Genomic DNA, 24,510 nt, shown 5'->3' with positions numbered 1-24,510 from the left:
GCCTCAGGCCGGCTGGACGAGATTGGCCATGAGGCGGAAGGCCCCCGGCACCAGCCGGTCGAGCTGATGGTGCAGCACGAGGCTTGTGTGGGTGTGCCGTCCACGGCCGATCGAGGCAGACAGGAGAGCGCCTTCAAGGGGCGCCTCGCCGGCATCGCTCATGGCAAGCAAGGGCTCGTAGGCCCCGTCCCACTGGCTGGCGAAATAAAGACCGCGCTCCTTGTCCCAGCCGGTGAAATCCTGCGCCGTGATGGCGTTCGGCCGGCTCAGAAGCGGATGGCGGGGCCTGAGAAACTCGACCGGTGCTGCCGGGTTCGTCACGCGCCAGCGCAGGGAGGGAGAACCGATGACCAACCGCCGCGGCGGTGTCCTCTCCGGCAGCCAGCCGTCGCCGGGCCGGTGGTAAAGGGTCAGAAGATGCCCCCCCTCCTCGACCCAGCGGTTGAGGCGGCCCACGGCCTCCGCAAGGTCAGCCCGCAGGCCGAAGGCAAGGATGCCCACGACGATGGTGGTAAAGCGCTTCAGATCGCCCCGCAGGTCGGTCTCATCGAGCTCCGTGACGTCGAGGCCCATGCGCCGCAGCCACAGGCCGACGCGGTCCGCCCCGCCACCGACATACCCCACCCGCGCATTCTGGGGCAGAAGCAGGTCGACCACCAGCATGTCCAGGTTCTGACGGGAGACGAACCGCGCCCGCCCGATATGCGGGTAGGTGATCGGCGTCTGCCGATAGGCCGGCGCGCCATCCACCGTTGCGTCGAGGCTGTATCGGCCCGGCGCGATGTCGGGCGCGATGTCCACACGGAAACCTTCGCCCTCGCGCCGTGCAGCAGCGCCGTTCGTGCTTTCGAGCGCAAGCGAGGCGGCGGGGCCATCGACGCGCGCACGGACGGAACGGGAGCCGGGCCGGGCGCGGGTGGAGACGATGAGGGCATCGGGCGCAAGAGTGACGGAATGGGCCGGCACGATCTCAACCGGCTCTTCCGGTTCGGCAAAAAGGGTCACCGTGCGGCCACCGATCTCGGTCCGGAGCGCCACACGCAGGCCCGGCCGCCCCAGAAGGCTGGAAAAGGAGGGCGGATAGGCATTGCCGATGGGCGCGGCGCGCGCAACCGCGATCGGGAAGGTGGTGACCGAAGCGTCGTGGATGGCCGTTCCGCCGGAAATGCCTTCCGGCAGGAGCAGGTCGATCTCGACGGGTGAGGCGGCATCGCGTGGCCCCAGATGCACATGAAGCTTGCCCCGGCTGCCCGGGGCAAGGGCGGCCGGCTCGGCCCAGACCGTCGCCACGATGCCGGCAGCCACCCCCAGTGCTGCGTCGATCTCGACGCGCTTGCGCGCCAGTCGATGGCCGAAACGCTGCTGCTCCTCGCGTGACAGGCGGGCTTGTGCGATTTCGATATGGCGCGCTGCCGCGGCGAGGGCTTCGATGATGCGCTCACGATGCGGAAAGGCGTCGAGGGCGCGATCCACGTGCGCTTGTGCGGCTTCGAGTTGTTCGGCCGTGGCATGGCCGAGGCCGCGGGCAAGGTCGGCGAGCCTGGCCGGCAGGCCCTCTGAAATGTCGCTTTCCGTCCCCTGCCCTGCGAGCTTCAGATGCAGGGGCCAGTCCGTCTGCGGCTCGGGACGCCAGACACCCATGCCCTGGGTGGCATGAAAGCTGCGAGACCACTCGCCGATCTCGGCGTGGGCTGCGCCGGTGGCCGGATCGCGGCCAGGCGCGCGCACCCGCACCGTGACATCGGGCGGCGGCAGTTCGTCGTCATAGGTGCCGCCGCCGCCGGACCACGCCGGCAGATAGAACTTGGCAACCTCCCAGGGGGTGAGTCCTTCCTTCAGGTGCTGGGGAAAGGCATGCGGGTCGGCGGCAAGCCGCACCGCCTCTTCGGCCGCCTGCGTCATGGCGCGGTGGTGGCCGTGCTGGCCGGGCACGTCGAGGAAGGCGGGGATGACGATGTCGGGCCGCTCGGCGCGGTAGGCGCGCACAAGCCGCTCGACGATGCGCTCGCGCCCCCAGCGGGCCAGGGTGTCGCGGCCATCCTTGGAGAAGCCGAAATCATGCACCGGGTCATCCGGCCCATGGCCGAGCCACACCACGTCGGCGTCAAGCGTGCGGGCGGCCTCTTCCATCTCGCGCGTCCGCACCACGCCCAGCGCTCCGCCGCGCTCCGGCCCGAGCGCATTCTGGCCGCCCTCGCCGCGGGTCGAACAGGCGATGACGACGCGCATGCCATAAGCAAGGCGCAAGACCGCCAGCATGCCGCTGTGCTCATCGTCGGGATGGGCGCCCGTGTTCATGACGGTGAGCGTCGATTTCAGGCGGCTCAGCGCCCGGTGCAGTTCGACAAGTGCCGGCCGCGCCCTGCGGCGATGCAGGCGTTCACGATGGCTCAGCATGGCCTGCCTCTCCTTCGTTGGGTGTCTGCGCTTCTTCGACCGGCGGCTGTTGCGGTGCCGGTGCGAGGCTGAGATGGGGCGAAACCGTTTCGAGCAGCGGCAGCGCTGCAGCACCCAGGGCAGCGGTGAGCTGGCCGGTCTGGCCGCGGATGACGCGCGGCAGGGCGCGGCTGCGCCGGGTGGCGACGGAAACCGGCAGCGGCTCCAGTGCCTCGATCACCGCGTCGAGCACCGCATCGGGCAGCCCGCCGCCGAAGATGATGGTCTCGGGATCGAAAACGTTTTCCAGCATGGCGACGGTGGGTGCCAGATAGTCGGCTGCTTCTGCGATCCAGTCCCGCATCACCGCGTCGCCTGCTGCATGAAGCGCGGCGAGCGCCTCGATGGTCGCTGCCTGGCGGCCGGCGGCGGCCAGCCGCTCACGCAGCGCGAAGACGGAGGCGAACCGCTCCAGCGCGCCCTCGGGGCCGTAGGCTCCCCGGCGGTTGCGCGGGGCGAGATTGATGTGGCCGATCTCGCCGGCATTGCCGAAGGCGCCACGCAGCGGCCGGCCCTCCTGGATGACGCCAAGGCCCAGTCCGACACCGAAATAGAGATAGCAGAAGCTCATGATCTGGCGCCCTGCGCCATAGAGCCGTTCGCCCACCGCGGCTGCCGTCGCATCGTTGTCGAGGGAGACGGGCTGGCCGGTGGCGCGGGCGATGAGCGGCATCGGATCGACGCCTGTCCAGCCGGGCAGCGTTGCAGGCCCGACGGAGCTCATGCCTTCGATCTCGAAGGGACCGGGCATCACCACGCCTATGCCGAGCAGGCGCGACGCCTCGGCGCCGAGCGAGGCGCGCAGCGCCCGGATCTCCTTGTCGATGCGGTCTGGAATGTGCCCGGGATCGGCGCGCTCCAGCGGGCTGATCGCCTGGCCGCGCAGACCGCCGGCAAGGTCTACCAGCACCGTCACCATATGGTCGGCGGCAACCTCCACGCCGGCCGTCAGCGGCCCGTCGGGATTGACGGCAAACTGGATCGGCGGCTGGCCGCGCCCGCTGCGCAGCCGGCCCACTTCGATGAGCAGGCCCTCGGCAAGCAGCTCGTCGACAATATTGGCAACCGCCTGCGGCGTCAGGCGGGCATGGCGGGCGATGGCGGTCCGTCCGAGATGGCCGTGCAGGCGGATCACCTCAAGCACGACACGGCGGTTGTGCGCCCGGTTGCGCTCCGGGTTGCTGCCGATGGCCACGCGCCGGCGCCCTGCCCGTTTGTCCTGACCGATCATCCCACGCTCGCTGAGAACCCTGCCGCGGGCAGGAAGACTCTGCCCGTGGCGGCAGCGTATGTCGACAGAAAAATAACTCAAGTAAATTATTTTATTGACAACCGAGCCGGGCTGCGCTGACCTTGGCTTCCGGCGTGGCGGACCCGTCATCCCCGGCAAGATCGTCGCTCGCAACCGGAAATGGGGCCTGTTGCGAACAGAAGGAGGAGTAGATGTTGACCAAGATCAAGTGCGCCGGCCTCGCCGTCGGCATCAGCATCCTGGCCCTCGGCCAGGCCCAGGCGGTGGAGATCGAATACTGGCAATATGTGTTCGACACCCGCGTAAAGGCGATGGACCAGCTCATCGAGAAATTCGAGGTGGCGAACCCGGACATTACCGTCAAGCACGTCACCTTTCCCTATGCCGACTATCAGACGCGGGTTGTCGCGGCGAAGGTGGCAGGACAGGGTCCGGATGTCGTCCAGCTCTTTTATGGCTGGCTCGACAATTTCGTTGCCGGCGGGCTGATCCAGCCGCTCGATCCGTCGGTCTTCCCCCCCGAGGAGATCGAGCGGGATTTCTTCCCCATCGTCTCCGCGATGAAGCGCGACGGCCACTATTACGGCCTGCCCACGGCCGTGCGCTCGCTGGCGCTGTTCTACAACAAGCAGCTTTTCCAGGAAGCCGGCCTCGATCCCGACAGCCCGCCGCAGACCTTGGACGAGCTCGTCGAAGCAGCCAAGGCGACGACCAAGTATGATGCCAGCGGCAACATCACCTCGGAAGGGATCACCGTGGAGATGGGCGGGCAGGACCATCATTGGTGGCGTGAGGTTCTCATCCGGCAGTTCGGCGGAAAGCCCTATTCCGAAGATGGCAGGCAGGTGGCTTACAATGATGCGGCGGGGCTTGCTGCGATCAGCTTCCACAGCGGCTTGCAGACGGAGCACAAGGTGGGCCAGGCGGGCTTCATGGACGAGGGCCAGGCGGCCTTCCGCGCCGGCCTTGCGGCCATGACCATCGACGGCACCTTCCGCCTTGGCGCCTTTTCGAGCAATCCCTTCGAGTGGGGCGTGGCGGAGCTGCCGGCCAATGCGGATGGTGTGCGCTCCAACTATTCCAGCTACTTTGCCAACGCCATCGGCGCGACTGCGGAAGGCGAGGAGCTCGAGGCGGCGCAGAAGTTCCTGGCCTATATCTCATCGCCCGAGGCCATGCAGATCTGGCTTGACGTGGTGGGAGAGCTGCCGGCGCGCAAGGAGGTGGCGCTGACCGAGGACAATCTCGCCAATCCCATCTACGGACCGTTCCTCAAGGGTCTGGAATATGCGCATACGACGCGCTTCGTGGACGAGGCTGCCCAGCGCCAGGTGGTCATCGACATGGAGAACCGCATTCTTCTCGAAGGGCAGGATCCGGCCGAGTCTCTCGCCCAGGCGGCCCGCGAGGAACAGGCCATCCTCGACAGGTTCTACGGCAAGTAGAGCCACGGAGGCAGATCATGGCATCGGTCGCAACACCTTCGGGTCCGGCGGGCATCGCCGGACTCTGGGACCGCCTTTCCATCCGCACCAAGCGCGTGGTCTGGGCATGGGCGTTTCTGGCCGTGCCGATCGTCTTTTATGCCGGCATCCGTTTCTATCCCACCTTTCAGGCGTTCTGGCTCTCGCTGACGGACTGGGACCTCCTGCGGCCGGCCGCCTTCATCGGCCTTGAGAACTACCGCCGGCTGTTTGCCGATCCGGTTTTCTGGCAGGTGTTCCGCAACACCTTCGCCTATCTCATTCTGGGCACGCCGATCAGCCTTGTTCTGGCATTCGTGATCGCCTTCTATCTCGACCGCGTGCGTTTCATGCACGGCTTGATCCGGGCGCTCTACTTCCTGCCTTTTCTGACCACCGCCGCCGCCATGGCCTGGGTGTGGCGCTGGTTCTATCAGCCGGTGCCCATCGGCGTGATCAACGGCCTTCTTTCCGCAGTCGGCATTGCGCAGCAGCCCTTCCTGCGTTCCGTCGATCAGGCCCTGCCCGCCATCATGGTCACGGCCATCTGGGCGGGGCTCGGCTTTCAGATCATCATTTTCATGGCGGGCCTGCGCGCCATTCCGCTGACCTATTACGAGGCCGCGCGCATCGACGGTCTCGGGGAATGGGCGATCCTGCGCAAGATCACACTGCCCCTGCTGAAGCCCACCACCGTCTTCCTCGTCGTCTTCTCCTCGATCGGCTTCCTGCGCATTTTCGATCAGGTCTACAACATGACGACCAACGACCCCGGAGGGCCGCTCAATTCCACCAAGCCACTGGTGCTGATGATCTACCAGACGGCGTTTTCCTCCTACGACATGGGCTATGCGGCGGCGCAGACGGTGGTTCTTTTCACCATCCTTCTGATCGTCTCGCTCATTCAGCTCTGGCTCCTGAGGAACCGCACATGACGAGCATCGCCGCCTCCACGAGCGAGCTTGCCGCCAACCGGCGCGACATCCGTCCCGGCCGCATCGTCGCCTGGACGCTTCTGATGATCGGCGGCATCGTGATGGTGACGCCGCTCATCTACATGTTCTCGACCTCGCTCAAATCCGCCGGCCAGGTCTATGACCTGCGTCTCATTCCGGCCGATCCGACGCTCGACAACTATATCCGCGTGCTCGCCGATGGCCGTTTTGTGCGCTGGTTCCTGAACTCCACCCTGGTTGCCACGGCCGTCACGCTTTCCAACGTCTTCTTCGACAGTCTTGTCGGCTACACGCTGGCAAAGTTCGAGTTCCGCGGCCGCTATCTGGTCTTCCTGGCCATCCTCTCGACGCTCATGATCCCCACCGAGATGCTGGTCATCCCGTGGTATCTGATGTCCAGCCAGCTCGGATGGCTGGATACCTATTGGGGCATCATGTTTCCCGGCATGATGACCGCCTTCGGCACGTTTCTGATGAAGCAGTTCTTCGAGACGGTGCCCGACGACTTCCTGGAGGCGGCGCGCGTGGACGGGCTCAACGAGTTCACGATCTGGTGGAAGATCGCCATGCCCATGGTGACGCCCGCCATCTCGGCACTTGCCATCTTTACCTTTCTCGGAAACTGGACCGCCTTCTTCTGGCCCCTGATCGTGACGACGAGCCGGGAACTCTACACCTTGCCGGTGGGGCTTTCGAGCTTTGCCGTCGAACAATCGATCCAATGGGAGATGATCATGACCGGCGCAGCGCTGGCCACCATTCCCACCCTCATCGTTTTCCTGGCCTTGCAGCGCTACATCGTGCGTGGCGTCATGCTGGCGGGACTGAAGGGCTGACCATGACCAAGGATCCGCGCCGGACGGACAGGAGTGTCTTCCCGGACCCCGTCTACAAGGAAACGGTTCTCAAGCCCCTCTTCGAGGGGGCAAAGGTCCATCACCTCGAAGGCTTTCGCGCCATCGACCGCGCCCATCTCGTCATGCTGGCGGAGACGGGAATTGTGGGGACCGCACAGGCGGCCGCAATCGCCGGGGCGCTGGAGGCGATCGACCGGGAGATCGATGTCTCCTCCCTCGCCTATACGGGCGAGGTGGAAGATTTCTTCTTTCTCGTCGAGAAGGAGCTGAAGCGCCGGCTGGGACCGGATCTCGCCGGGCGGCTTCACACCGCGCGTTCGCGCAACGACATCGATCACACCCTTTTCAAGATCGCCCTCAGGGAGCGCATCGACCTGTTGCTGGCGCGAGCGCAGAGGCTGCTGGAGACGCTGATCATGGCGGCGGAGCGCGAGAAGGAAACGCTGATCGTCGCCTACACCCACGGCCAGCCGGCGCAACCCACGACCTTCGGCCACTACCTTGCGGCGGTGATCGAGGTGTTGATCCGCGACATCGCGCGTCTGCGCGAGGCCCGCGAGATCGTTGATCTGTGCCCCATGGGGGCAGCCGCCATCACCACCTCCGGTTTTCCCATCGACCGCGCGCGCGTGGCGGAGCTGCTCGGCTTCTCCGCCCCCCTGCAGAATTCCTATGGATGCATTGCCGCCGTCGACTATGTCACGGCCACCTATGGCGCGATCGAGCTGATGTTCCTGCATCTCGGCCGCCCCATTCAGGACCTCCAGTTCTGGTCGAGCTTCGAGGTCGGCCAGCTCTACGTGCCCAACGCGCTGGTGCAGATTTCCTCCATCATGCCGCAAAAGCGCAATCCGGTGCCCATCGAGCATCTCCGGCATCTGGCAAGCCAGACCTTGGCGCGGGCCCGGGGCCTCCTGGAGATCGTGCACAACACCCCCTTTACGGACATGAACGACAGCGAAGGCGAAACCCAGGCCATGGGGTATCAGGCGTTCGACTGCGCATGGCGCGTGCTCGATCTCCTCTCCGCCCTCGTGGAGCAGGTCAGGATCGACCCGCGGCGCGTGGCCGCCAACATCCGCCGCTCCTGCATCACCGTCACGGAGCTTGCCGACAGCCTGGTGCGTCTCGAAGGACTGTCCTTCCGCGAGGGGCACGAGATCGCCGCCGCCGTCGCGCGCGCGGTGGTGGGCGTGGACGGCGATCTTTCCACCGACGGCTATCCGGCGTTTCTGGAGGCTTTCGCCCGCTCGACCGGCCGCCAGACGATGGTGGACCAGGCCACCTTTGCGAGGCTCGTTTCGCCGGCGCATTTCGTGGCGGTGCGCGGCCGCTATGGCGGACCCGCACCGGAGCCCATGGCGGCCGCGCTCGCCGGCTACCGGGAAAAGGCAGCCGCCTTTGCCGCAGCAGCCAGCGCCGATGCCGCGCGGCTGGCCGAGGCAGGAAGACAACGACAGGAGAGATTTGCCGCGCTCATGAAAAAGACCGGACGGGAGCGAAGCTGATGGCCCGCATCGAACTTCAGGGACTTACGAAGCGATATGGGCGGCTGACCGCCGTCCAGGCCATCGATCTTGCCATCGACGACGGCGAATTCGTGGTGTTTGTCGGCCCTTCCGGCTGCGGCAAGTCCACCACGCTGCGCATGATCGCCGGGCTTGAGGACATTTCCGATGGAACGCTGAGAATCGGTGGCGAGGTGGTCAACCAGCGCGAGCCGAAGCAGCGCAACATCGCCATGGTCTTCCAGAACTATGCGATCTACCCGCACATGACCGTGGCCCAGAACATCGGCTTCGGCCTCTACACCGCACGGTTGTCGCGGCAGGAAAAGCAGAAGCGCATCGAGGAGGCGGCGCGCATCCTGGGGCTTGAGGATCTGCTCGACCGGCGCCCGGCGGCCCTGTCCGGCGGCCAGCGCCAGCGCGTTGCCATCGGCCGCGCGATGGTGCGCAATCCCGTGGCCTTCCTGTTCGACGAGCCGCTGTCCAATCTCGACGCGCAGCTTCGCTCCGCCATGCGGATCGAGATCAAGCGGCTTCACCAGCGCCTCGGCACGACCGTTGTCTATGTCACGCACGACCAGGTGGAAGCCATGACCATGGCGGACCGGATCGTGGTGATGCGCGACGGGCGCATTCTCCAGGTCGGCACCCCTGTGGAGCTTTACGAGAACCCGGTCGATGTGTTCACCGCCCGCTTCATCGGCAGCCCGGCCATGAACCTGATGCCGGGCGCGGTGGAGGAAGGGGTGCTTGCCGTTGCCGGGGCGCGGCTGCCGGAGACCAATGCCGCATCCTTCGGGGATGGCGGTGTCCTGGTGGGCGTGCGCCCGCACGATCTGGTCGTCGGCGCCGAATCTGATGGCGGCCTGTCAATTTCCGGCGTTGTCACCGCCGTGGAGCCGCTTGGGGCCGAAACCCTGGTCCACCTTGCCGCCGGCGGCGTCGAGGTCGTGGCCACCGCGCCGGGCCGTCTCGTCCCCGCCGTCGACAGCACCGTCACCGCGTCTGCCGCCCGCGGGGCGCTCTATCTCTTCGATGCCGGCAGCGAACGGGCGCTGGGCCGGTTATGAAGAACGGAAAAGCCGAAGGCGGCGTGGTCCTTTGCCTCGGCCGCATCTACTGCGACTTCATTTTCACGGGCCTTGAGCGCATGCCGCAGCTTGGCCGCGAGCTGTTTGCGCAGGATCTGGAGCTGGCGGCGGGCGGTGGGGCCTTCATCACCGCCGCGCATGCGGTGGCGTTGGGGCGCAGGGCCGCCCTGGTGGCGCGGCTGGGAACCGACGCGCTGTCGCGTGCCCTCGAACCGCAGATCGCGGCAGCCGGGGTGGAGCTCGCATTTCTTGACCGCCACCCCTCCGCCGGGCCGCAGGTCACGGTGGTGATGGTAGAAGGTGACGAGCGTGCTTTCCTGTCGCGGCGGGTGGATCGCGCCTGCCCGGAGACATTGGCGCAGGCCCTTGCCTTTCCCGCGGCCTGCCACCTGCACATCGCCGAATATGCAACGCTCGCCGAGATGCCGGATCTGGTGCGCCTGGCGAAGGCGCGCGGCCTTACGGTCTCGCTCGATCCGAGCTGGGACGAGACTCTGATACGCGACCCGGAATTTCTCGATCGCTGCGCCGGCATCGACCTGTTCCTCCCCAACTGGGAGGAGGCGCATGCGCTGACCGGGCGTGCCGAGCCGCGCTCGGCCCTTCAGGCGCTTGCCGAGCGCTTTCCGGCGGTGGCGCTGAAGCTTGGCGCGGCAGGCGGAATGGTCAGCATGGGAGGCGCAAGCCACGCCGTCGCCGCGCCGAAGGTTCGCGTGGTGGACACGACGGGCGCCGGAGACGCCTTCAATGCCGGGTTTCTGGATGGCTGGCTCGATGGGGCATCGCCGCGGGCATGTCTGGCGGCGGCCGTGGCGGCGGGCGCGCGTTCGGTCCAGGCGGCAGGCGGCGCCTCCGCACTCGCCCGCACGAGCGAGAATGGGGCGGAGCAAGCCCAGCCTTCCCCCGAAACCGCCGCCGGGTAGTGGGTCAGTTTGAATTTCGTGAGCGGAATCCATCAACTACCCACGCGCCCGCGAAGATGCAGACCGCGACGATAGCCGGAATCCCGATCATGCGCAGCGCCAGGTTTCCGTAATAGGTGAATGGTTCCGCATTCTGAAATGCGCACCACGGCCCTGCGTTCGTCTCGATACCGATTAGCTGAAGGGGACAAGCCAAATCGCTGCTCCACGCAGAATACGCTATCCAGATGATGGAACCAACCAACCAAAGCCGCCAAATTCCGCGAGAAATGCGCATCTCTAGCCGCTTCGCTTTTTGTTGGGGCCGCGAACCATTGGCTTCTCGGCTTCCTTCGCTTCGATCAGCGCAACGATGTCGCTGACTTCCCAGAGTTTGTCAATTACGCCAGCGACCATCGCCGGGGTCACGCGCAGCGTCTTATGGATGCGCACGAAGTTGTAGTACATGAAATGCAGAGCAACCGCATTGGCGTGCTGCTCGACCTTCTTTGAGAAGCCGTGGGTCAGGCGGGTGAAGCGGCGCATGTGCATCCGCATCGTGAGGTTCTGACGCTCAGCAAAGGATGTGCTGACGTGCTTGGGAACGGGGCTGCCTTCGATCCGCGTCTTGCGAACGGCTGTGAATTTGGCGGGGCTATAACGGCCCTTAGGCCGTGTGCAAAATATGCATGCTTGAGCGTCTATGCATAGTCCCTCAAGCATAAAGTCCATTTTCAAACTAACCCACTACCCGGCCTATCCCGCGATCCGGCCGCCGCCCATCGGCTGCGGCACGCCGGTGGTGCCGGGAAAGCTGATGGGCAGGCCGCGCAGCGTCCGCACCGCCAGAAAGGCAAAGCACTGCGCCTCCACCGCATCGCCGCTGAAGCCCAGTGCCTCGGCCGGCACGGCCTCGACGCCGGCGCGGCTTTCCAGCATCGCCATGATGGTGGGATTGTGCCGCCCGCCGCCGCAGACCACCAGCCGCCCGGGCCGGCGCGGCAGCAGGTCGAGCCCCCGGCCCACGGCAGCCGCGGTAAAGGCGGCGAGCGTCGCTGCCCCGTCCTCCAGGCTCAGCCCCTCTGCCATCTCCGCCCCGAAGTCGAAACGGTCGAGCGATTTCGGGTACGGCGCGGCGAGATAGGGATGCGCCAGAAGCTTCTCGAGCCGCGCTTCGTCCACCGTTCCGGCGGCGGAGATTGTGCCGTTGCGGTCCATCTCGCCACGGCCTCTTGAGCGGATGAAGTCATTGAGCGGCGCATTGGCGGGGCCCGTGTCGAATGCCACGAAGTCGTCTCCGCCTCCCCACCAGGTGATGTTGGCCACGCCGCCCAGATTGAGGATCGCCGTGCCGCCGCCGCCGGCACCCGCGCTGCGCAGCATGGCGACATGGTAGGAGGCCGAAAGCGGAGCCCCCTGCCCGCCGGCTTCCATATCGGCGCTGCGGAAGTCGTAGACCACCCTGGTGCCGAGCAACGCATGCATGAGCGTGCCGTCGCCGAGCTGCCGGGTGCGGCCGCGCCTGCCCTTCTGCGGGGCACGGTGGAGCACCGTCTGGCCGTGAAAGCCGACGACGCCGACATCCTTCATCGACATGCCCTGCTCCTCGACCAGACGCCGGACCGCCTCCGCCTGGGCGCGCGTCAACTGTTCCTCCGCCTCGCGGAAGATCGCAGGCTCGGGGCCCTCGAAGTTCCAGGCCCGCGCCTGGCGCAGCGTCTCTTCAAGAATGGCGCGGATGGCGGGTGGATAGGGCGCCAGCTTGTAGGTCCCGTAATCCTCGATGCCCTCGCCATCGGTCCTTATCAGCGCCACGTCGATATTGCCGTCGAGCACCGTGCCGGTCATCAGGCCCACGGCCCAGATTGGTTTCATGTTCATGGTCCCGCGTTGATGAGATCGCCCACCGCCCGGACGGCCCGCCCGCCGCCTCCCGCGACCGCCTCCCTGAGCGGCTCAGACGCGCGCGCGAAAAGCCGCCCGAGGGCTGGTGAAGGAGACTTGTGTTCACGGCCGCTGCTCATCCGCGCATTCCCTCAGGCATCCACCCGAATCCGGTGATCGGCCCCATATTTCTTCCACAGGCCAGGCTTCGGCTCAAACCCCGGCGGGCGGACGCAAGAGCCCCCTCCCCTTCATGATGCATCTTCACGCGGACCCTGCCATGGGGTTCGATTCTCACGTATGAGAACCAGGATAGGCAAGAGACACGCCCCGGGCGCGGTTTTCACCGCTGCCGCCGCGCCGGAGAGGGGAGACGGGCGGATCGTTCGCCAACAGGGAAAAGAGGCAAAAGCCCATGTTCACCACCCGGCCGGAGATCCTCGGCACCTTTGGGGTCGTCACGTCCACCCATTGGCTTGCCTCCTCTTCCGGCATGGCGATGCTGGAGGCCGGCGGCAACGCCTTCGACGCGGCGGTGGCCGCGGGCTTCGTGCTGCAGGTGGTGGAGCCGCATCTGGTGGGGCCGGGGGGCGAGGTGCCCATCATCTTCCACAGCGCGCGAAGCGGCGAGACCCGGGTTCTGTGCGGACAGGGGCCGGCGCCCGCCGGCGCGACCATCGAACACTACAGGCGCGAGGGGCTGACCCTGGTGCCGGGCAACGGATTGCTTGCAACCGTGGTGCCCGGCGCCTTCGACGCGTGGATGCAGCTTCTGAGAGATTATGGAACGCTTCCGCTTGCGAAGGTTTTGGCGCCGGCAATCCATTATGCCGAAAGGGGCCATCCCCTCCTGCCGCGGGCGGCCGCCACCATCGCCGGGCTTGCGGATTTCTTCGCCCGCGAGTGGCCGACATCGGCCGCCTTCTTCACCCCCGGCGGGCGGCTGCCGCAGCCTGGCGCGCTCTTTCGCAACGAAGCGCTGGCGGCCACCTGGCGGCGCATCCTGCGCGAGGCGGAATCGGCAGGCCCCGACCGCGAGGCGCAGATCGAGAAGGCGCGTCATGCCTTCTATCGCGGCTTCGTGGCCGAGGAGATCGAGCGCTTTGCGCGCGCCAATGCGGTGATGGACGAAAGCGGCGGGAGGCACCGGGGCGTCATCACCGCCGACGACCTGGCGGGCTGGCAGGCGGCCTATGAGGAGCCGCTTTCCTATGACTATTGCGGCCACAGGCTTCACAAGACGGGCCCGTGGGGCCAGGGCCCGGTCTTTCTGCAGACGCTGGCGCTCCTCAAGGGCTTCGACCTGGCGGCGATGGACCCCGCCGGGCCCGATCTCGTGCACACGCTCGTGGAGGCGATGAAGCTCGCCTTCGCCGACCGCGAGGTCTACTACGGCGATCCTGCCTTCGTCGACGTGCCGACGGCCCATCTTCTGAGCGACACCTACAACGAGGACAGGCGCCGCCTGATCGGCGAGCGCGCCTGCCTTGCGCTCATTCCCGGCTGCATTCCAGGCTACGAGGCGCAGGCGCGGCGGGTGATGGCGGCGCTGGAGCGGCTGTCGGGGACGGCCGACCCCGACGCCGCCTCGAACGAGCCCACCCTGGCCGACATGCGCTCGGCGCGCCGCGGCGACACGGTGCATGTGGACGCCATCGACGCCGCCGGCAACATGGTGGCGGCCATGCCGTCCGGCGGCTGGCTGCAATCCTCGCCCATTATCCCGGCGCTCGGCTTCATGCTGAACAGCCGGGCGCAGATGTTCTGGCTGGAGCCGAACCTGCCGGCCAGCCTGGCGCCGGGCAAACGGCCGCGCACGACGCTGACGCCGAGCCTCGCCCACAGGGAGGGCAAGCCCTATATGGTGTTCGGCACGCCGGGCGGCGACCAGCAGGAGCAATGGCAGCTTCTGTTCTTCCTGCGGCATGTCCATCACGGCCTCAACCTGCAGGAGGCCATCGACATGCCCATGGCGCACACTGCCCATTTCCCCTCCTCCTTCTATCCGCGCCAGCGCCGGCCCGGCCATCTGGCACTGGAGGAAAGCTTCGCGCCCGCGACCATCGAGGCTCTGCGGGCGCGCGGCCACAGCCTGGAGCGCATGCCGGAATGGAGCATCGGGCGCATGGTCGCCGCCGCGCGCGGGCCGGACGGCATCCTGCGCGCCGCCGCCACGCCACGCCTCATGCAGGCCTATGCGGTGGGCCGCTGAGGCAGCGTCGCCCTACACGATGCCCCAAGCCCTGTAGCGGCCGCGGCCGGTCAGTTCGCGCAGGCCGAGTTCGCCGATCAGGTTGAGGGCGGCGCGCTGGGTGATGCCGAGCTCGCCCGCCACGAGGGCGGCGGAGACGACGGGGCGCGACAGGACCATCTCGGCAAGCCGCGGCAGACGCGAATGGCGGCGCTTGGCCCGCAGGCGCCGCTCCATGCGGTGGCCGGCAAGCTCCAGCCGGTCGATCTCGGCCAGCCCTGCCCGCGCCCCCATGTCCACCGCTTCCAAGAAGGCGAGGCAGCGCGTGGCGCGCTCGCGCGATTGCCGGCGCGCACGGGCGACCTCGCGCAGGCCACAGGCAAGCCCCGCCAGATGCGCGCTGGTCTTGCCCTGGCTGCGCAGGAAGGCGGCGACAAGCAGCAGGCCCAGCCAATGCTGGCGCTCAAGCGGCGCGATGCGCTCCCATGCCTCCCAGGCCAGAAAGGCGGCCAGAAGGGGGGGCAGCGCCTCGCCCTCGATGTGCCGCAACCGGGCGAGCCACTCTCCGAGGAGGGCGGTCTCGTCGCGGTCCTCGTCGTGGATGAGCGCGCCGAGCGCCGCCTCCCCGGTCTCCGGGAGGCGGCTCGCCGGTTCCTGCGCCGGCAGGGGCCAGGGGGCATCGAGATCGCCGTGCGCCACCCGGCCCTTCTTCGCCAGGGTGCGGCCGGCACGTGCCAGAACGGCGTCGATCTCCGCAAACTCCTCGGCAAGCGCCTCTTCCTCTCCCGCCTGCTGCGGATCGTCGGCGGCGGAAGCAGGGCCAGGCGTTTCGACCGGCAGGATGGGCCGGGCCGCATCGTCCCCCTCCCGCGCCACCAGCGCGCCGAGACCGGCGGGGCTCAGCGCCCAGTCGGGCCTTTGGGCCGCGATGCGGCGGCGGGCGCGCAGCACGTCATGGGCGCGCGTCAGCTCATGGGTAGGCGGGCGGACATCCATGCGCCCGTCGTGAAGCACCAGATCCTCCAGGTGGACGAGCTCGCCGGCCAGCCACAGCGCAGCGGCGGCTTCGCTGAAATGCTGGCGTTCCACAAAGCCCTGGCCGCGCGGGCTGCGCGCCACGCGCTCGTCGAGACGGGCAAGCCGGTCTTCGGCGCGGGCCAGCGGCGCCAGAAGATCCCGGCCTGGAAGATCAAGCGAATCGCGCTCCATGTCCGTCTTTTAGCACATTCCATACGGAAGCAATCTCGCGGTTTCTTTCCGCTCGTCGGGATTTTGGAAGGCAGGCCCCTCCCCCGTCTTTCCGCTCCCTGGCGCGGGCTCATCGCCTCACCCTCCACACGGGGCGACAGCCGCCCCTGCGAGCCGCTCGCTGCGGGCCTTGCGCAGGCGCGCTTCGATCAGCGCGTTGAGCATCGGCCGTGGCGAGAAGGCGCCTTTCTCAGCACGTTGGGCGAGGTCGCACAGATAGGCAGCCGGGGAGCGCAGCGCCTCGGCCCGCTCAAGCATGGCCGCGATCACCACCGCGGCATTGGCCTCGCCCATGGTGCGCCTTGCTTGGCGCCACAGCGGCCCGGAAATCCCCAGCATGGTGCGCACCAGATCGGCCGTTCGGGCAAGGTCGTGCCAGCTTCGGATGGCGCCGGAAGCATAGTCGGCCATGCGTGGACAGGCGGCAAGCACCGAAGCAAGCGGCAGGCCGCAGGGCGTCTGCGGTCGGTCGGCGGCGGGATGTGCGGGCGTGCGGTCGGCGGCGGGATGTGCGGGCGTGTCGGGCTGTTGACAGCTGTCAACGCTTGCCGGGAAGGTGCATGGCGTCGTGTCGGCGGGTTCAATCTCGTTTTTCTTTATTCTGAAAGAGTCTTCGGAGTCTGAATCCTCTATCTGGCGCTCATTTTGCGCGTCATTGGCGCTCATTTTCTCGGATTCCGGCAGCAAATCCGGTTGATCGGATGATGCGTTGACAGCTGTCAACGCCGGCTCCGGTTCGTCTTTTCCGCGGCCAAGCCAGGCGGTTTCCAGACGTCCGCGCAGGGCCGCCAGCCGGTCGCGGCGGGCCCGCAAGGTCTGAAGATCCGTGTTGCGGCCGAGACGGCCCGACAGCGCATCGAGTGCCGCGCGGAAGGGGGCGAAGGCTTCTCCCCTGCCCTCCTCCTCCGCCGTGGCCAGCATGGCCGCCATGTCGCGCAGGTGAATGGTGATCTCGCTCCTGAGCGCCCGTGTTTCCTCGGCGTTGCGGCGGGTTTCGGCGGCAAGCCGCGCGATCTCGCTTGCCCGCGCGGCCAGCGGCGAGAGGTCGAAGCCGAAGGCGGTTGCTATGCGCCCTTCCGCATCGCGGCAGGCAAAGCGCTTTCCATTGGCGCTGTCGCGGCGCAGGATGAGCTCCGCCTCGACGAGCGCCGCCAGATGGCGGCGCAGCGTGGCGGGCGCCATGCCGCGCGTGCGCAGCGAAAGCTCGGCATTGGAGGGGAAGACGATGAGCGACCGGCCAAGCGACAGCGTGCGTTGGGGAAGGAAGCTGACCAGCGCTTCGAGCACGATGATGGTGCGGTTGGACAGCGCAAGCGCTGCGCGCGCCTGCGTGATATCCCGCATCAGCGTCCACTTGTCCGGCCCTTCCTCGTCCTTCGGCCGGGCTGTGCCGTTGACAGCTGTCAACGCGCCCTCCGGCGACTTCCGATCGCGCCTGGCACGCAGAATCCGCTCGTTGACGGCAAATTGGGCACGCACCAACCCACTCCCGCCGAATGGCGAGACTGCAAATCTCTCCGACATGTCTTCTGCCCTTCAAAAAGGCAAGAAAAAGACGTCACCGGAGCGCGCCGATGCTTGACAATGCAGGTCGGAAGTGATTCTTTCAGATTGCTACATCGAAAGGGGCTTCCGGAATGGCGACGTTCTGGGGGCCTTTTTCTTGCGCGGTTTACCTCTCTTCGTTGATCCTCTTTCCACTCCTGAACCTGCCGCGCCGGCCTCCACGGCGGCGCGGCAATTCTCAATCCCCGTCTGTCGCGCGCTCCTCGGCAAAGCGGGCGGCAAGCTCCGGCAGGCGCTCGGCGATATAGCGGGCAAGGCCCGGCTCGGTCTTCTCGTCGAACTCCAGCTTCGGCCGCCTGCCCTCGCTGAGGCGGGCAAGCACGCGGCCCCGCTCGTCGGCGATCTCGCGCTTTTGCATCTTGCGCGCCGGGCTCTTGCGCGACAGCCGCGCCACGCGCTCGAAGAGCGTGCGGAAGCGTTCATCGCTCGGCAGCTGGCGGAAGCTCTCGGAGGTCGCGATGTCGATGGCGACCATGGCCGCCCCCTCCCGCTTGAGGTATTCGGCAAGCGCCATCCAGCGCTCGCGGCCGGCCTTGGGCGCCGGGCCGATGCCCTGCACCACGACCGACGGCACGCTCTGGGCGACCGCCAGCAGGCGGGTGACGTCGGCCTTGTGGACGGACAGGGCCCGCTGCACCAGCGCCCGGTCGAAGCCGCGATGGATGAGGGAATGGGCGAAATAGGCGCGCTCGATGAAGGAGAGATTGCGCCGCTCGCTGTTCTCCTTGCCCTGGGCGAGGATCAGCTCGTCATCGGCGAGATCGCGGATGACGGCGCGCACGGCAAGGCCCAGCCGGGCTGCGGCGCGCACACGGCGGTGCCCGTAGGCCACCTGATAGCGCCCCCGCACCTCGGGGTGCGGGCGCAGCAGCACGGGCACCTGCTGGCCGCTGTCGCGGATGCTCTCCACCAGCGTTTCGAAATCCTCGTCCCCCGCCTCCTCGCTCGACAGCCGGTCGCGCACCGGCGCGGGGTCGATGAGGGCGGGGTCGATCTCCACCACATGCTCGCCCTTGGCCAGGCTCTCGCGGATGGCGCGCGCCTCGTCGATCTCGCGTGTCATGGAATCGAGCGTCAGGCCCATGGCCTTCACGGCGCCGGAGGCGCTGCGCGTCGGGCCGGTCCTGGGCGCAGGGGCAAGCGATTTGGTCTCCGGGGCGCGGGGCGGGGAGGGCTGTGCCTCGCCCGGCAGGGGGCCGCCGCCGAACAGCGCCTTGAGGTGGTCCCTGCGTTTGTTCATGCGTTGCCTCCCTCACCGCGGCCCCAGGCTTCGAGAATGAGGCCCTCGATCTCCGCGTTGACAGCTGTCAACGCCTCCATCGCCCGGTCGTAGGTGGAGCGGGTGAAGCTGTCGCGGCCCACCTCGTAGAGCGTCTGTTTGGTCAGCCCCGCATCGGAGATGGCGGTGGACTTCACCATCGGTGCGGTCAGCACCCGCTCGCCGAACTGCGAGCGCAGGAAGCCGACAATCTGCGTCTGCGGCCCGTCATTGGGCTCGTAGCGGGTGACGAGATAGCGCAGGAAGTCGAAATTGAGCGTGCCGCCCGCCGCCCGCACCACCGACAGGAGATCCGCGGTCATGAACAGGAACTGGCTCATCGAGGCCACATCCAGCATCTGCGGATGCACGGTCACGATGACGGAGGTGGCCGCGCACAGCGCCGAGAGCGTGAGAAAGCCAAGCTGCGGCGGACAGTCGATGACCACCACATCGTAGTCGCCGGCCACCGTGGCCAGGGCGGCCTGGATGCGGGCGAAGAAAAACTCGTCCGCCCCCGTGCCGGCCTGGCGCTCGGCCAGCATGCGCGGCGTCGTGTGCTCGAACTCGTGCAGCTCCAGATTGCCGGGCACCAGGTCGAGCCCGTCGAAATAGGTCTTGCGGATGATCTGGGAGAGCGGCCGCCGCTCCGCATCGTAGCGGATGGCGCCGTAAAGGGTGTCGTTGCCGGAAAGGTCGAGTTCCGGCTGGTAGCCGAAAAGCGCCGACAGCGAAGCCTGGGGGTCGAGATCGACCGCCAGCACCCGGTAGCCGGCCAGCGCCAGATACTGGGCCAGATGGGCGCTGGTGGTGGTCTTGCCCGAGCCGCCCTTGAAATTGGTCACGGCGATGACCTGCAGATGCTCGCGCGCCGGGTCGCGCCACTTCACATAGCTGCGGGCTTTCGCCAGATGGCCCTTGGCGCGCGCCTGCTCGGCCAGGTGATGGCGCAGGGCGTTGATGTCGGCCAGCGAATAGTAGCGCCTGCCGCCCGGCCCCGTCTCCGGCTGCGGCCCGTCTCCGGCAATGGAAAGCTGGCGCAGATAGCCGTCCGAGACGCCGATGAGCCGTGCCGCCTCGCCGCTAGAAAAGGTGCGCAGCGTCTTCTGCGAGGCCGGGGGGAAGACCCGGTCGCGCAGGACGCGAAGCTGTTCGGAAAGCAGCGCGGCATCGGCGGCGATCCGCTCGTCGGCTGCTGCCTGTGTTGCCGTCCCCCGCTCTGCCGTGTTGTCCAACATCAAGCTCCCTCCGGGCACCCGCCCGATCCCTCTCACCGCCGGCGGCCCCATGCGCACCGGTCCGATCCATTCTATGCGCATGCGAGGGGGCGGGGATAAAATTCCTCGCCTCCGGCTGCGGCCGGCACCCCGAATGCACCTTGTCCCACCGTATCGCGATTCGCCCCTGGCGGGCGAGCCGCCTACGCCGGCGGGCGCACATGCTCCGTTTCCCGGCCGTAACGCCGCCCACACGCCACTAACGCAAACTGCCCGCCGCCTGCGCGCCCGGCATCCGGTTACGCTTTCGACGCCGAAAGGCGGCTACTTCCGTAATTATTGGAATGATGCGTGGGGATTTCGTCAAGAAGTTTTTGGTTACCAAAAGGTTAACGCCTTAGCCGGCAAGAAAAACCCATGATTCCAAGGGGAAAACCGGGCAGGGCAGGCCCGGTGCCGGGTCCGCCCTTCCGCGATGGCGCGGCAGCGATGGGCGGCCCCGCGCAGGATGGGCTGCGACTCAGGCGCTTTCGGGCGCGGCGCACGAGCGATGACCGGAGGGGGAAGGGGAGGGGAGAAAGAGAGGAGGGGAGACAAAAGAACGCTGACGCGGATGCCGCCGACACAATCCCGAGTGACGGAAGAAAACCGCCTCATCGATTCCGTAAAAGGCGGCGGGGCCCCCATGACGAAAAACGGCCCCGGCAGGGTCTGCGGGGCCGTTTTCTGCTCAGCGAAGGGTGGGGGGCCTTTCGCCGGATCACCTAGCGCGCGGTCTGAAAGCGCGGCACGGGCTGGTCGTCGGCATCGCTGATGCCGAAGCCCGTGGCCGCCGAATAGCCGATGGCTGCGGCACGCGGCGCCGGCTGTCCGATGCTTGCGGTCACGAGGGAGTGGTCGACCGCGCCGCGCGACTGGAAGCGGGGAGCGGTCTGGTCGTCGGCATCGCTCGGGCCGAACCCCATGGCCGCGGAGAAGCCCACCGGCCCGCGAACCACGGTACCCTGGGCCTGTCCGATGCTCGCGGTGACGGCGGAGCGGTCGATCAGGGCCTCGGTCTGGAAACGCGGCACGGGCTGGTCGCCCGCATCACTCGGGCCAAAACCCGATGCCGCGTCGAATGCAAAAGCGTTACCCGCGCCCAGAAGCGCGATGGCGGAGGTGAGAATAGCTATCCTGTTCATGATGAACTCCGTTGCTTGGTTGTTTGTCGATTGCATTGAGAAGATAAGTCAAACGGGCGCGTTTTGCTAATCATACATGGTTCACATCCATGTATAAAAAGGAACCTTTACTTCACGAAGACGAAGACTCTTCTGTGAGTATTTTCACGCCGGCGTGAGCGCCCGTTCATCGTGCTGCAAGCCCTTCGCGGGGCCGACCGGCCAGCCGGGGAAGAGGGCGGGGCCCGGCCGGGAGACATCCCGGCCGGGTGTTTCGGCAGCGCCGGATGCGCCTGACTAGCGGCGCGCCCAGCGCGGAAAGGGGACGATCTTTGCCGGTGGCCTCCGGTGCTCGGCCGTTGCCACGGCCTCGATCAGCAGGTCCAGGCACTCGCAGACCTTGCGGCTGATCTCATCGCTGCCGCGCAATTCGTCCTGTGCACGTTCAAGAAGCCGCCGGGCGGTTGTGAAATCGCTTTGCATGTTTCCACCACAATCGCGCCCGCCCTGGGTGGCCATTGTGGTGCGGCTGGCTTGCCGATTCGCAAAGAAAAACCGTCGGATTTGATGCGAATTGCAGCGATCGCGGCAACGCCGGGGCAGAAGGAAGCAGCCCCAGCGCGCGGCCGGGGCTGCTCCTTAACCCGCGGGCAAGGGGGGTAGCCCGCGGGATGGGGAGATCAGCTCGGGCCGAAGGCGTCCGATGCGTTGTAGCCCGTGTAGGTCCGCTTGAGGGGGGTGGCGGCTGCGGGCGCAAACCCACGCTCGGCCTCGTCAAGCTGGAAGCGGGGCACCGGGCTGTTGCTGTCGTCGCTCGGGCCGAAGCCGTTGGCGGCGGAGAAGCCGGCCTTGCCGACGCTGGAGGTGACCACCGAGCGGTCCACCGGGGCCGTGACCTGCCGGTCGCGGAAGGAGGTGGGGGCGGAGTTGGGTTCGCTCGGCTTGAAGTTCTGTGCCATGGCGCTGCCGGCACCGAGAAGGGCCAGGGCCGATGCGAGAATGACAACCTTACGCATGTTGATCTCCGATCGTATTGTTGCGAGGAGGGAGTTTCCTCGTTGCTCCACTTATTTGGACATCTAAATCTAAATTTCTAGGCATGCATGGCATCACAATTTGACGACGTAGTGTAACAATGCGTGATCCCCGGCCGTCGGCACGGGCGCCGCAGCCCTTGCGTGATCACGAACTCGACTGCCGCGCTCCAGCGGAAGGCTTGCCATTCTCGCCCCCTTCCTCGACAATCCACCCGATGGCGATGCTGACGTCGATGGCGAGCGCTTCTGCCAGCGTTGTCGCCTCTCTCACAAGGCACCATGCAGGCCCTGCCCGGCGAGGCGGCAGCGTCAATCGGCGGCTGCACCGGATCAGATCGTTTGATGCAAAACGAACCTGCCGCCCTCCGGTCGCCGCCCTATGGTCGGCGGCATGGTAGCCGCGGGCTGAAAGCAGGCAGGAGAGGGTTCTCCATGGGCAAGGCGGCAACCTCCGGGCGCGCCGGGCAGGGGGCGGCAGACAGCACCGCGGCGGCCGGCAAGGTGCGGCTCGGCACGCTCGACACCTATATCGCCTTTCATCTGCGGCTTGCCCAGAACGCCTCCTTCAAGGCGTTCAAGCGCCTGACGGGCGAGAACGATCTGAGGCCCGGCTGGTTTGCGGTGCTTGCCATCATCAAGAACAATCCGGGCATCAACCCGATGGCGCTCAGCCTGGCGAGCGGGCGCGACAAGTCGACCATCACCCCGGTGCTGCGTGCCCTGCTGGGCGAGGGAATGATCCGGCGCCAGCCGAACCCGCGCGACAGGCGCAGCTATGCCCTGTTCCTCACCGAGGCGGGCGAGCGGCGGCTTGCGCATCTGCAGGCCTGTGCGGCCGCGCATGACCGCGCGCTCGATGCCATTGTCGGCGAGGCCAAGCCGGAGCTTCTGCGGCTTTTGCGCCGCATCGCCGCGGTCATCGACTGAAGCGGCGGCACCGGACGCCAACAGGAGAAGAAGCGCGCATGGCCGGCAGGCGCGCTCGGGCAGGAAGAGGATGTACACCGCAAGCGCCGCCTTTCTCGAAGCCTTGAACGAAGCAGGTGTGTCCTGCATCTTCGCCAATTTCGGCAGCGATCATCCGGCCCTCATCGAGGCTCTTGCCGAGGCGCGTGCCACGGGCCGGGCGGTGCCCGCCGTCCTTACCTGTCCCAACGAGATGGTGGCCATGAGCGCCGCCCACGGACATGCGCTGGTGTCCGGCCGGGCGCAGGCGGTGGTGGTGTATGTGGAATGCGGCACCCAGGCACTGGCCGGCGCGGTGCACAATGCCGCCCGCGGCCGCGTGCCGATGCTGGTCTTTGCCGGCGCCTCGCCCTTCACCCAGCAAGGCGAGCTGCGGGGCGGGCCTTAAAGCTCCACCCAGCCGCCGGTCTCGTGGGCCCGGGCCATGGCGTGGACGGCGCGTTCGATCTCAAGCCCTCTTGCGAAGTCGACGATGCGGGCCGGTCTTCCTTCGATGGCGTTCAGAAGCTCGCGGCATTCGATGGTCTTGAGGTCGTTGAAGCCGAGCCCGTGGCCCGGCGCGGGCAGGAAATTTCCATAGGGTGCGTGCTCGGGAGCGGCGAGGATCGTGCGGTAGCCCTGCTCGTCAGCCCGGCCATCGGTGGTGAAGAGCTGAAGCTCGTTCATGCGCTCCTGGTCGAACAGGATGGAGCCGCGCGTTCCGAAGATCTGCATGGCGATGCGGCCCTTGCGGCCCCAGGCCGCGCGGTTGACGCAGAGCGTGCCGGAAGCGCCGCAGGCCAGGGTGAAGAGCACGCTTGCAATGTCGAAGGTTTCCACCGCCCGCCGCCCGCCGCCGGGCACCGGCCGGTCCTCATAGGGCCGGTCCATGTGGCAGAACACCTTCGCCAGGGGACCGAAGAGCGTGTGGATGAGCGACAGCGGATGCACGGCGAAATCGTCGAGCGCGCCATAGCCCGAGCTTGCCTCATTCTTCCAGAAGAAGGCGCCGTCGGGATCGGCCATGAAGTCCTCATCCATCTCGAAGCGCACGTGATTGACCCTTCCGATCGCCCCCCTGGCAAGCAGCGCCTCGACATGCCGGATCATGGGGTTCTGGATATAGTTGTAGCCGAGGGCGGCAACGGTGCCTGCGCGGGCGGCCGCTTCCTGCATGCGCGCGGCATCGGCAAGGGTGGTGGCCATGGGCTTCTCGCACCACACATGCTTTCCGGCATCGAGCGCGGCAATCGCCATCTCGGCGTGCAGCGCGTTGGGCGTGGTGATGGACACGACGTCGACATCGGGGTCGGCGACGAGCGCGCGCCAGTCCTCCGTGGCCTTCTCGAAGCCGAAGGCGGCGGCCTGCCGTGCGGCGCGTTCGCCCGGCACGTCCGCCAGGTGGACGAGGCGGGGGCGGGGCGTGTCCCCGAACACGGCCTTCACCCCGTTCCAGGCAAGCGCGTGGCACTTGCCCATATATCCCGTGCCGATCAGTCCCACGCCGATCGTTTTCATGGCAGCCCTCCATTCCAA

At 67.2% G+C, this 24,510-nt stretch carries 21 protein-coding genes and 1 pseudogene; 9 read left to right on the top strand and 13 right to left on the bottom strand.

What is annotated here, in order from left to right; genetic code table 11:
• Positions 1-3 precede the first annotated feature (3 nt).
• Together NYR58_RS02550 and NYR58_RS02545 are read right to left on the bottom strand one after the other, a co-directional pair.
• Positions 4-2,397 carry a PIG-L family deacetylase gene (locus NYR58_RS02550; RefSeq protein WP_261518904.1) on the bottom strand — a complete coding sequence of 798 codons (2,394 nt, stop codon included), beginning with the start codon at positions 2,395-2,397 and terminating at the stop codon, positions 4-6.
• Positions 2,381-3,667 carry an ROK family protein gene (locus tag NYR58_RS02545; protein ID WP_261518903.1) on the bottom strand — a complete coding sequence of 429 codons (1,287 nt, stop codon included), beginning with the start codon at positions 3,665-3,667 and terminating at the stop codon, positions 2,381-2,383. The genes NYR58_RS02550 and NYR58_RS02545 overlap by 17 nt, the downstream gene beginning before the upstream one ends.
• A gap of 212 nt (positions 3,668-3,879) precedes the next feature.
• Here NYR58_RS02545 and NYR58_RS02540 point away from each other — a divergent pair, with 212 nt between their 5' ends.
• From NYR58_RS02540 to NYR58_RS02515, 6 genes are read left to right on the top strand one after another with little or no spacing between them, the layout of a single operon-like run.
• On the top strand, positions 3,880-5,133 hold the full coding sequence (locus NYR58_RS02540) for an extracellular solute-binding protein (RefSeq protein WP_378074532.1): 1,254 nt from the start codon (positions 3,880-3,882) through the stop codon (positions 5,131-5,133).
• Between the two features lie 17 nt (positions 5,134-5,150).
• Positions 5,151-6,086 carry a carbohydrate ABC transporter permease gene (locus NYR58_RS02535; RefSeq protein ID WP_261518902.1) on the top strand — a complete coding sequence of 312 codons (936 nt, stop codon included), beginning with the start codon at positions 5,151-5,153 and terminating at the stop codon, positions 6,084-6,086.
• Positions 6,083-6,943 (top strand): carbohydrate ABC transporter permease, encoded by an 861-nt coding sequence (locus NYR58_RS02530; RefSeq protein WP_261518901.1) that lies wholly within the window; start codon positions 6,083-6,085, stop codon positions 6,941-6,943. Before NYR58_RS02535 ends, NYR58_RS02530 begins: the two co-directional genes overlap by 4 nt.
• A 2-nt stretch (positions 6,944-6,945) precedes the next feature.
• Positions 6,946-8,472: an argininosuccinate lyase gene (argH, locus tag NYR58_RS02525; protein WP_261518900.1), complete on the top strand. Its 1,527-nt coding sequence runs from the start codon at positions 6,946-6,948 to the stop codon at positions 8,470-8,472.
• Entirely contained in the window at positions 8,472-9,542 is a 1,071-nt protein-coding gene (locus NYR58_RS02520; protein ID WP_261518899.1) for an ABC transporter ATP-binding protein, read from the top strand. Before argH ends, NYR58_RS02520 begins: the two co-directional genes overlap by 1 nt.
• Positions 9,539-10,486, top strand: a complete 948-nt coding sequence (locus NYR58_RS02515; RefSeq protein WP_261518898.1) for a carbohydrate kinase family protein — start codon at positions 9,539-9,541, stop codon at positions 10,484-10,486. Before NYR58_RS02520 ends, NYR58_RS02515 begins: the two co-directional genes overlap by 4 nt.
• Before the next feature lie 279 nt (positions 10,487-10,765).
• Here the strand turns inward: NYR58_RS02515 and NYR58_RS02510 are convergent.
• Both NYR58_RS02510 and NYR58_RS02505 read right to left on the bottom strand, forming a co-directional pair.
• Positions 10,766-11,128 (bottom strand): annotated as a pseudogene (locus tag NYR58_RS02510) (IS1 family transposase); the annotation flags it as partial.
• A 93-nt stretch (positions 11,129-11,221) separates the two neighbouring features.
• Complete coding sequence (locus NYR58_RS02505; protein ID WP_261518897.1) at positions 11,222-12,340, bottom strand: anhydro-N-acetylmuramic acid kinase; 1,119 nt, start codon at positions 12,338-12,340, stop codon at positions 11,222-11,224.
• Positions 12,341-12,764: 424 nt separating this feature from the next.
• On the opposite strand from NYR58_RS02505, the gene NYR58_RS02500 reads away from it, so the two are divergent.
• Positions 12,765-14,561, top strand: a complete 1,797-nt coding sequence (locus NYR58_RS02500) for a gamma-glutamyltransferase family protein (RefSeq protein ID WP_261518896.1) — start codon at positions 12,765-12,767, stop codon at positions 14,559-14,561.
• 12 nt (positions 14,562-14,573) lie between these two features.
• Here the strand turns inward: NYR58_RS02500 and NYR58_RS02495 are convergent, their stop codons facing one another.
• The 8 genes from NYR58_RS02495 to NYR58_RS02460 all read right to left on the bottom strand — a co-directional run bounded on the left by NYR58_RS02495 (position 14,574) and on the right by NYR58_RS02460 (position 22,300).
• A complete protein-coding gene (locus tag NYR58_RS02495) occupies positions 14,574-15,749 on the bottom strand; it encodes an RHE_PE00001 family protein (RefSeq protein WP_261518895.1) in 1,176 nt (391 codons plus the stop codon).
• Positions 15,750-15,866: 117 nt separating this feature from the next.
• On the bottom strand, positions 15,867-17,195 hold the full coding sequence (repC, locus tag NYR58_RS02490) for a plasmid replication protein RepC (RefSeq protein WP_261518894.1): 1,329 nt from the start codon (positions 17,193-17,195) through the stop codon (positions 15,867-15,869).
• 337 nt (positions 17,196-17,532) lie between these two features.
• Positions 17,533-18,594, bottom strand: a complete 1,062-nt coding sequence (gene repB, locus NYR58_RS02485; RefSeq protein WP_261518893.1) for a plasmid partitioning protein RepB — start codon at positions 18,592-18,594, stop codon at positions 17,533-17,535.
• Positions 18,591-19,850 carry a plasmid partitioning protein RepA gene (gene repA / locus NYR58_RS02480; RefSeq protein WP_261518892.1) on the bottom strand — a complete coding sequence of 420 codons (1,260 nt, stop codon included), beginning with the start codon at positions 19,848-19,850 and terminating at the stop codon, positions 18,591-18,593. The genes repB and repA overlap by 4 nt, the downstream gene beginning before the upstream one ends.
• A gap of 743 nt (positions 19,851-20,593) precedes the next feature.
• Complete coding sequence (locus NYR58_RS02475; RefSeq protein WP_261518891.1) at positions 20,594-21,013, bottom strand: hypothetical protein; 420 nt, start codon at positions 21,011-21,013, stop codon at positions 20,594-20,596.
• 276 nt (positions 21,014-21,289) lie between these two features.
• Positions 21,290-21,511 (bottom strand): hypothetical protein, encoded by a 222-nt coding sequence (locus NYR58_RS02470; RefSeq protein WP_261518890.1) that lies wholly within the window; start codon positions 21,509-21,511, stop codon positions 21,290-21,292.
• A gap of 161 nt (positions 21,512-21,672) precedes the next feature.
• Positions 21,673-22,008, bottom strand: a complete 336-nt coding sequence (locus tag NYR58_RS02465) for a hypothetical protein (RefSeq protein ID WP_261518889.1) — start codon at positions 22,006-22,008, stop codon at positions 21,673-21,675.
• 166 nt (positions 22,009-22,174) lie between these two features.
• Positions 22,175-22,300, bottom strand: coding sequence for a hypothetical protein (locus tag NYR58_RS02460; protein WP_261518888.1), 126 nt, complete (start codon positions 22,298-22,300; stop codon positions 22,175-22,177).
• A gap of 161 nt (positions 22,301-22,461) precedes the next feature.
• Between NYR58_RS02460 and NYR58_RS02455 the strand changes: the two genes are divergently transcribed.
• The gene (locus NYR58_RS02455; protein ID WP_261518887.1) at positions 22,462-22,956 is read left to right on the top strand and encodes a MarR family winged helix-turn-helix transcriptional regulator; all 495 of its coding nucleotides are present in this window, start codon (positions 22,462-22,464) and stop codon (positions 22,954-22,956) included.
• Positions 22,957-23,026: 70 nt separating this feature from the next.
• Complete coding sequence (locus NYR58_RS02450) at positions 23,027-23,383, top strand: thiamine pyrophosphate-binding protein (protein WP_261518886.1); 357 nt, start codon at positions 23,027-23,029, stop codon at positions 23,381-23,383.
• On the opposite strand, the gene NYR58_RS02445 is transcribed toward NYR58_RS02450, so the two are convergent.
• The gene (locus tag NYR58_RS02445) at positions 23,380-24,492 is read right to left on the bottom strand and encodes a Gfo/Idh/MocA family protein (protein ID WP_261518885.1); all 1,113 of its coding nucleotides are present in this window, start codon (positions 24,490-24,492) and stop codon (positions 23,380-23,382) included. The two genes, NYR58_RS02450 and NYR58_RS02445, sit on opposite strands and share 4 nt — an antisense overlap.
• Between the last annotated feature and the right edge of the window lie 18 nt (positions 24,493-24,510).

The organism is Chelativorans intermedius, assembly GCF_025398255.1.
Lineage (GTDB): Bacteria > Pseudomonadota > Alphaproteobacteria > Rhizobiales > Rhizobiaceae > Chelativorans > Chelativorans intermedius.
Note: the sequence above shows the minus strand (reverse complement) of the source record. Positions and strands in the feature narration are given on the sequence as shown.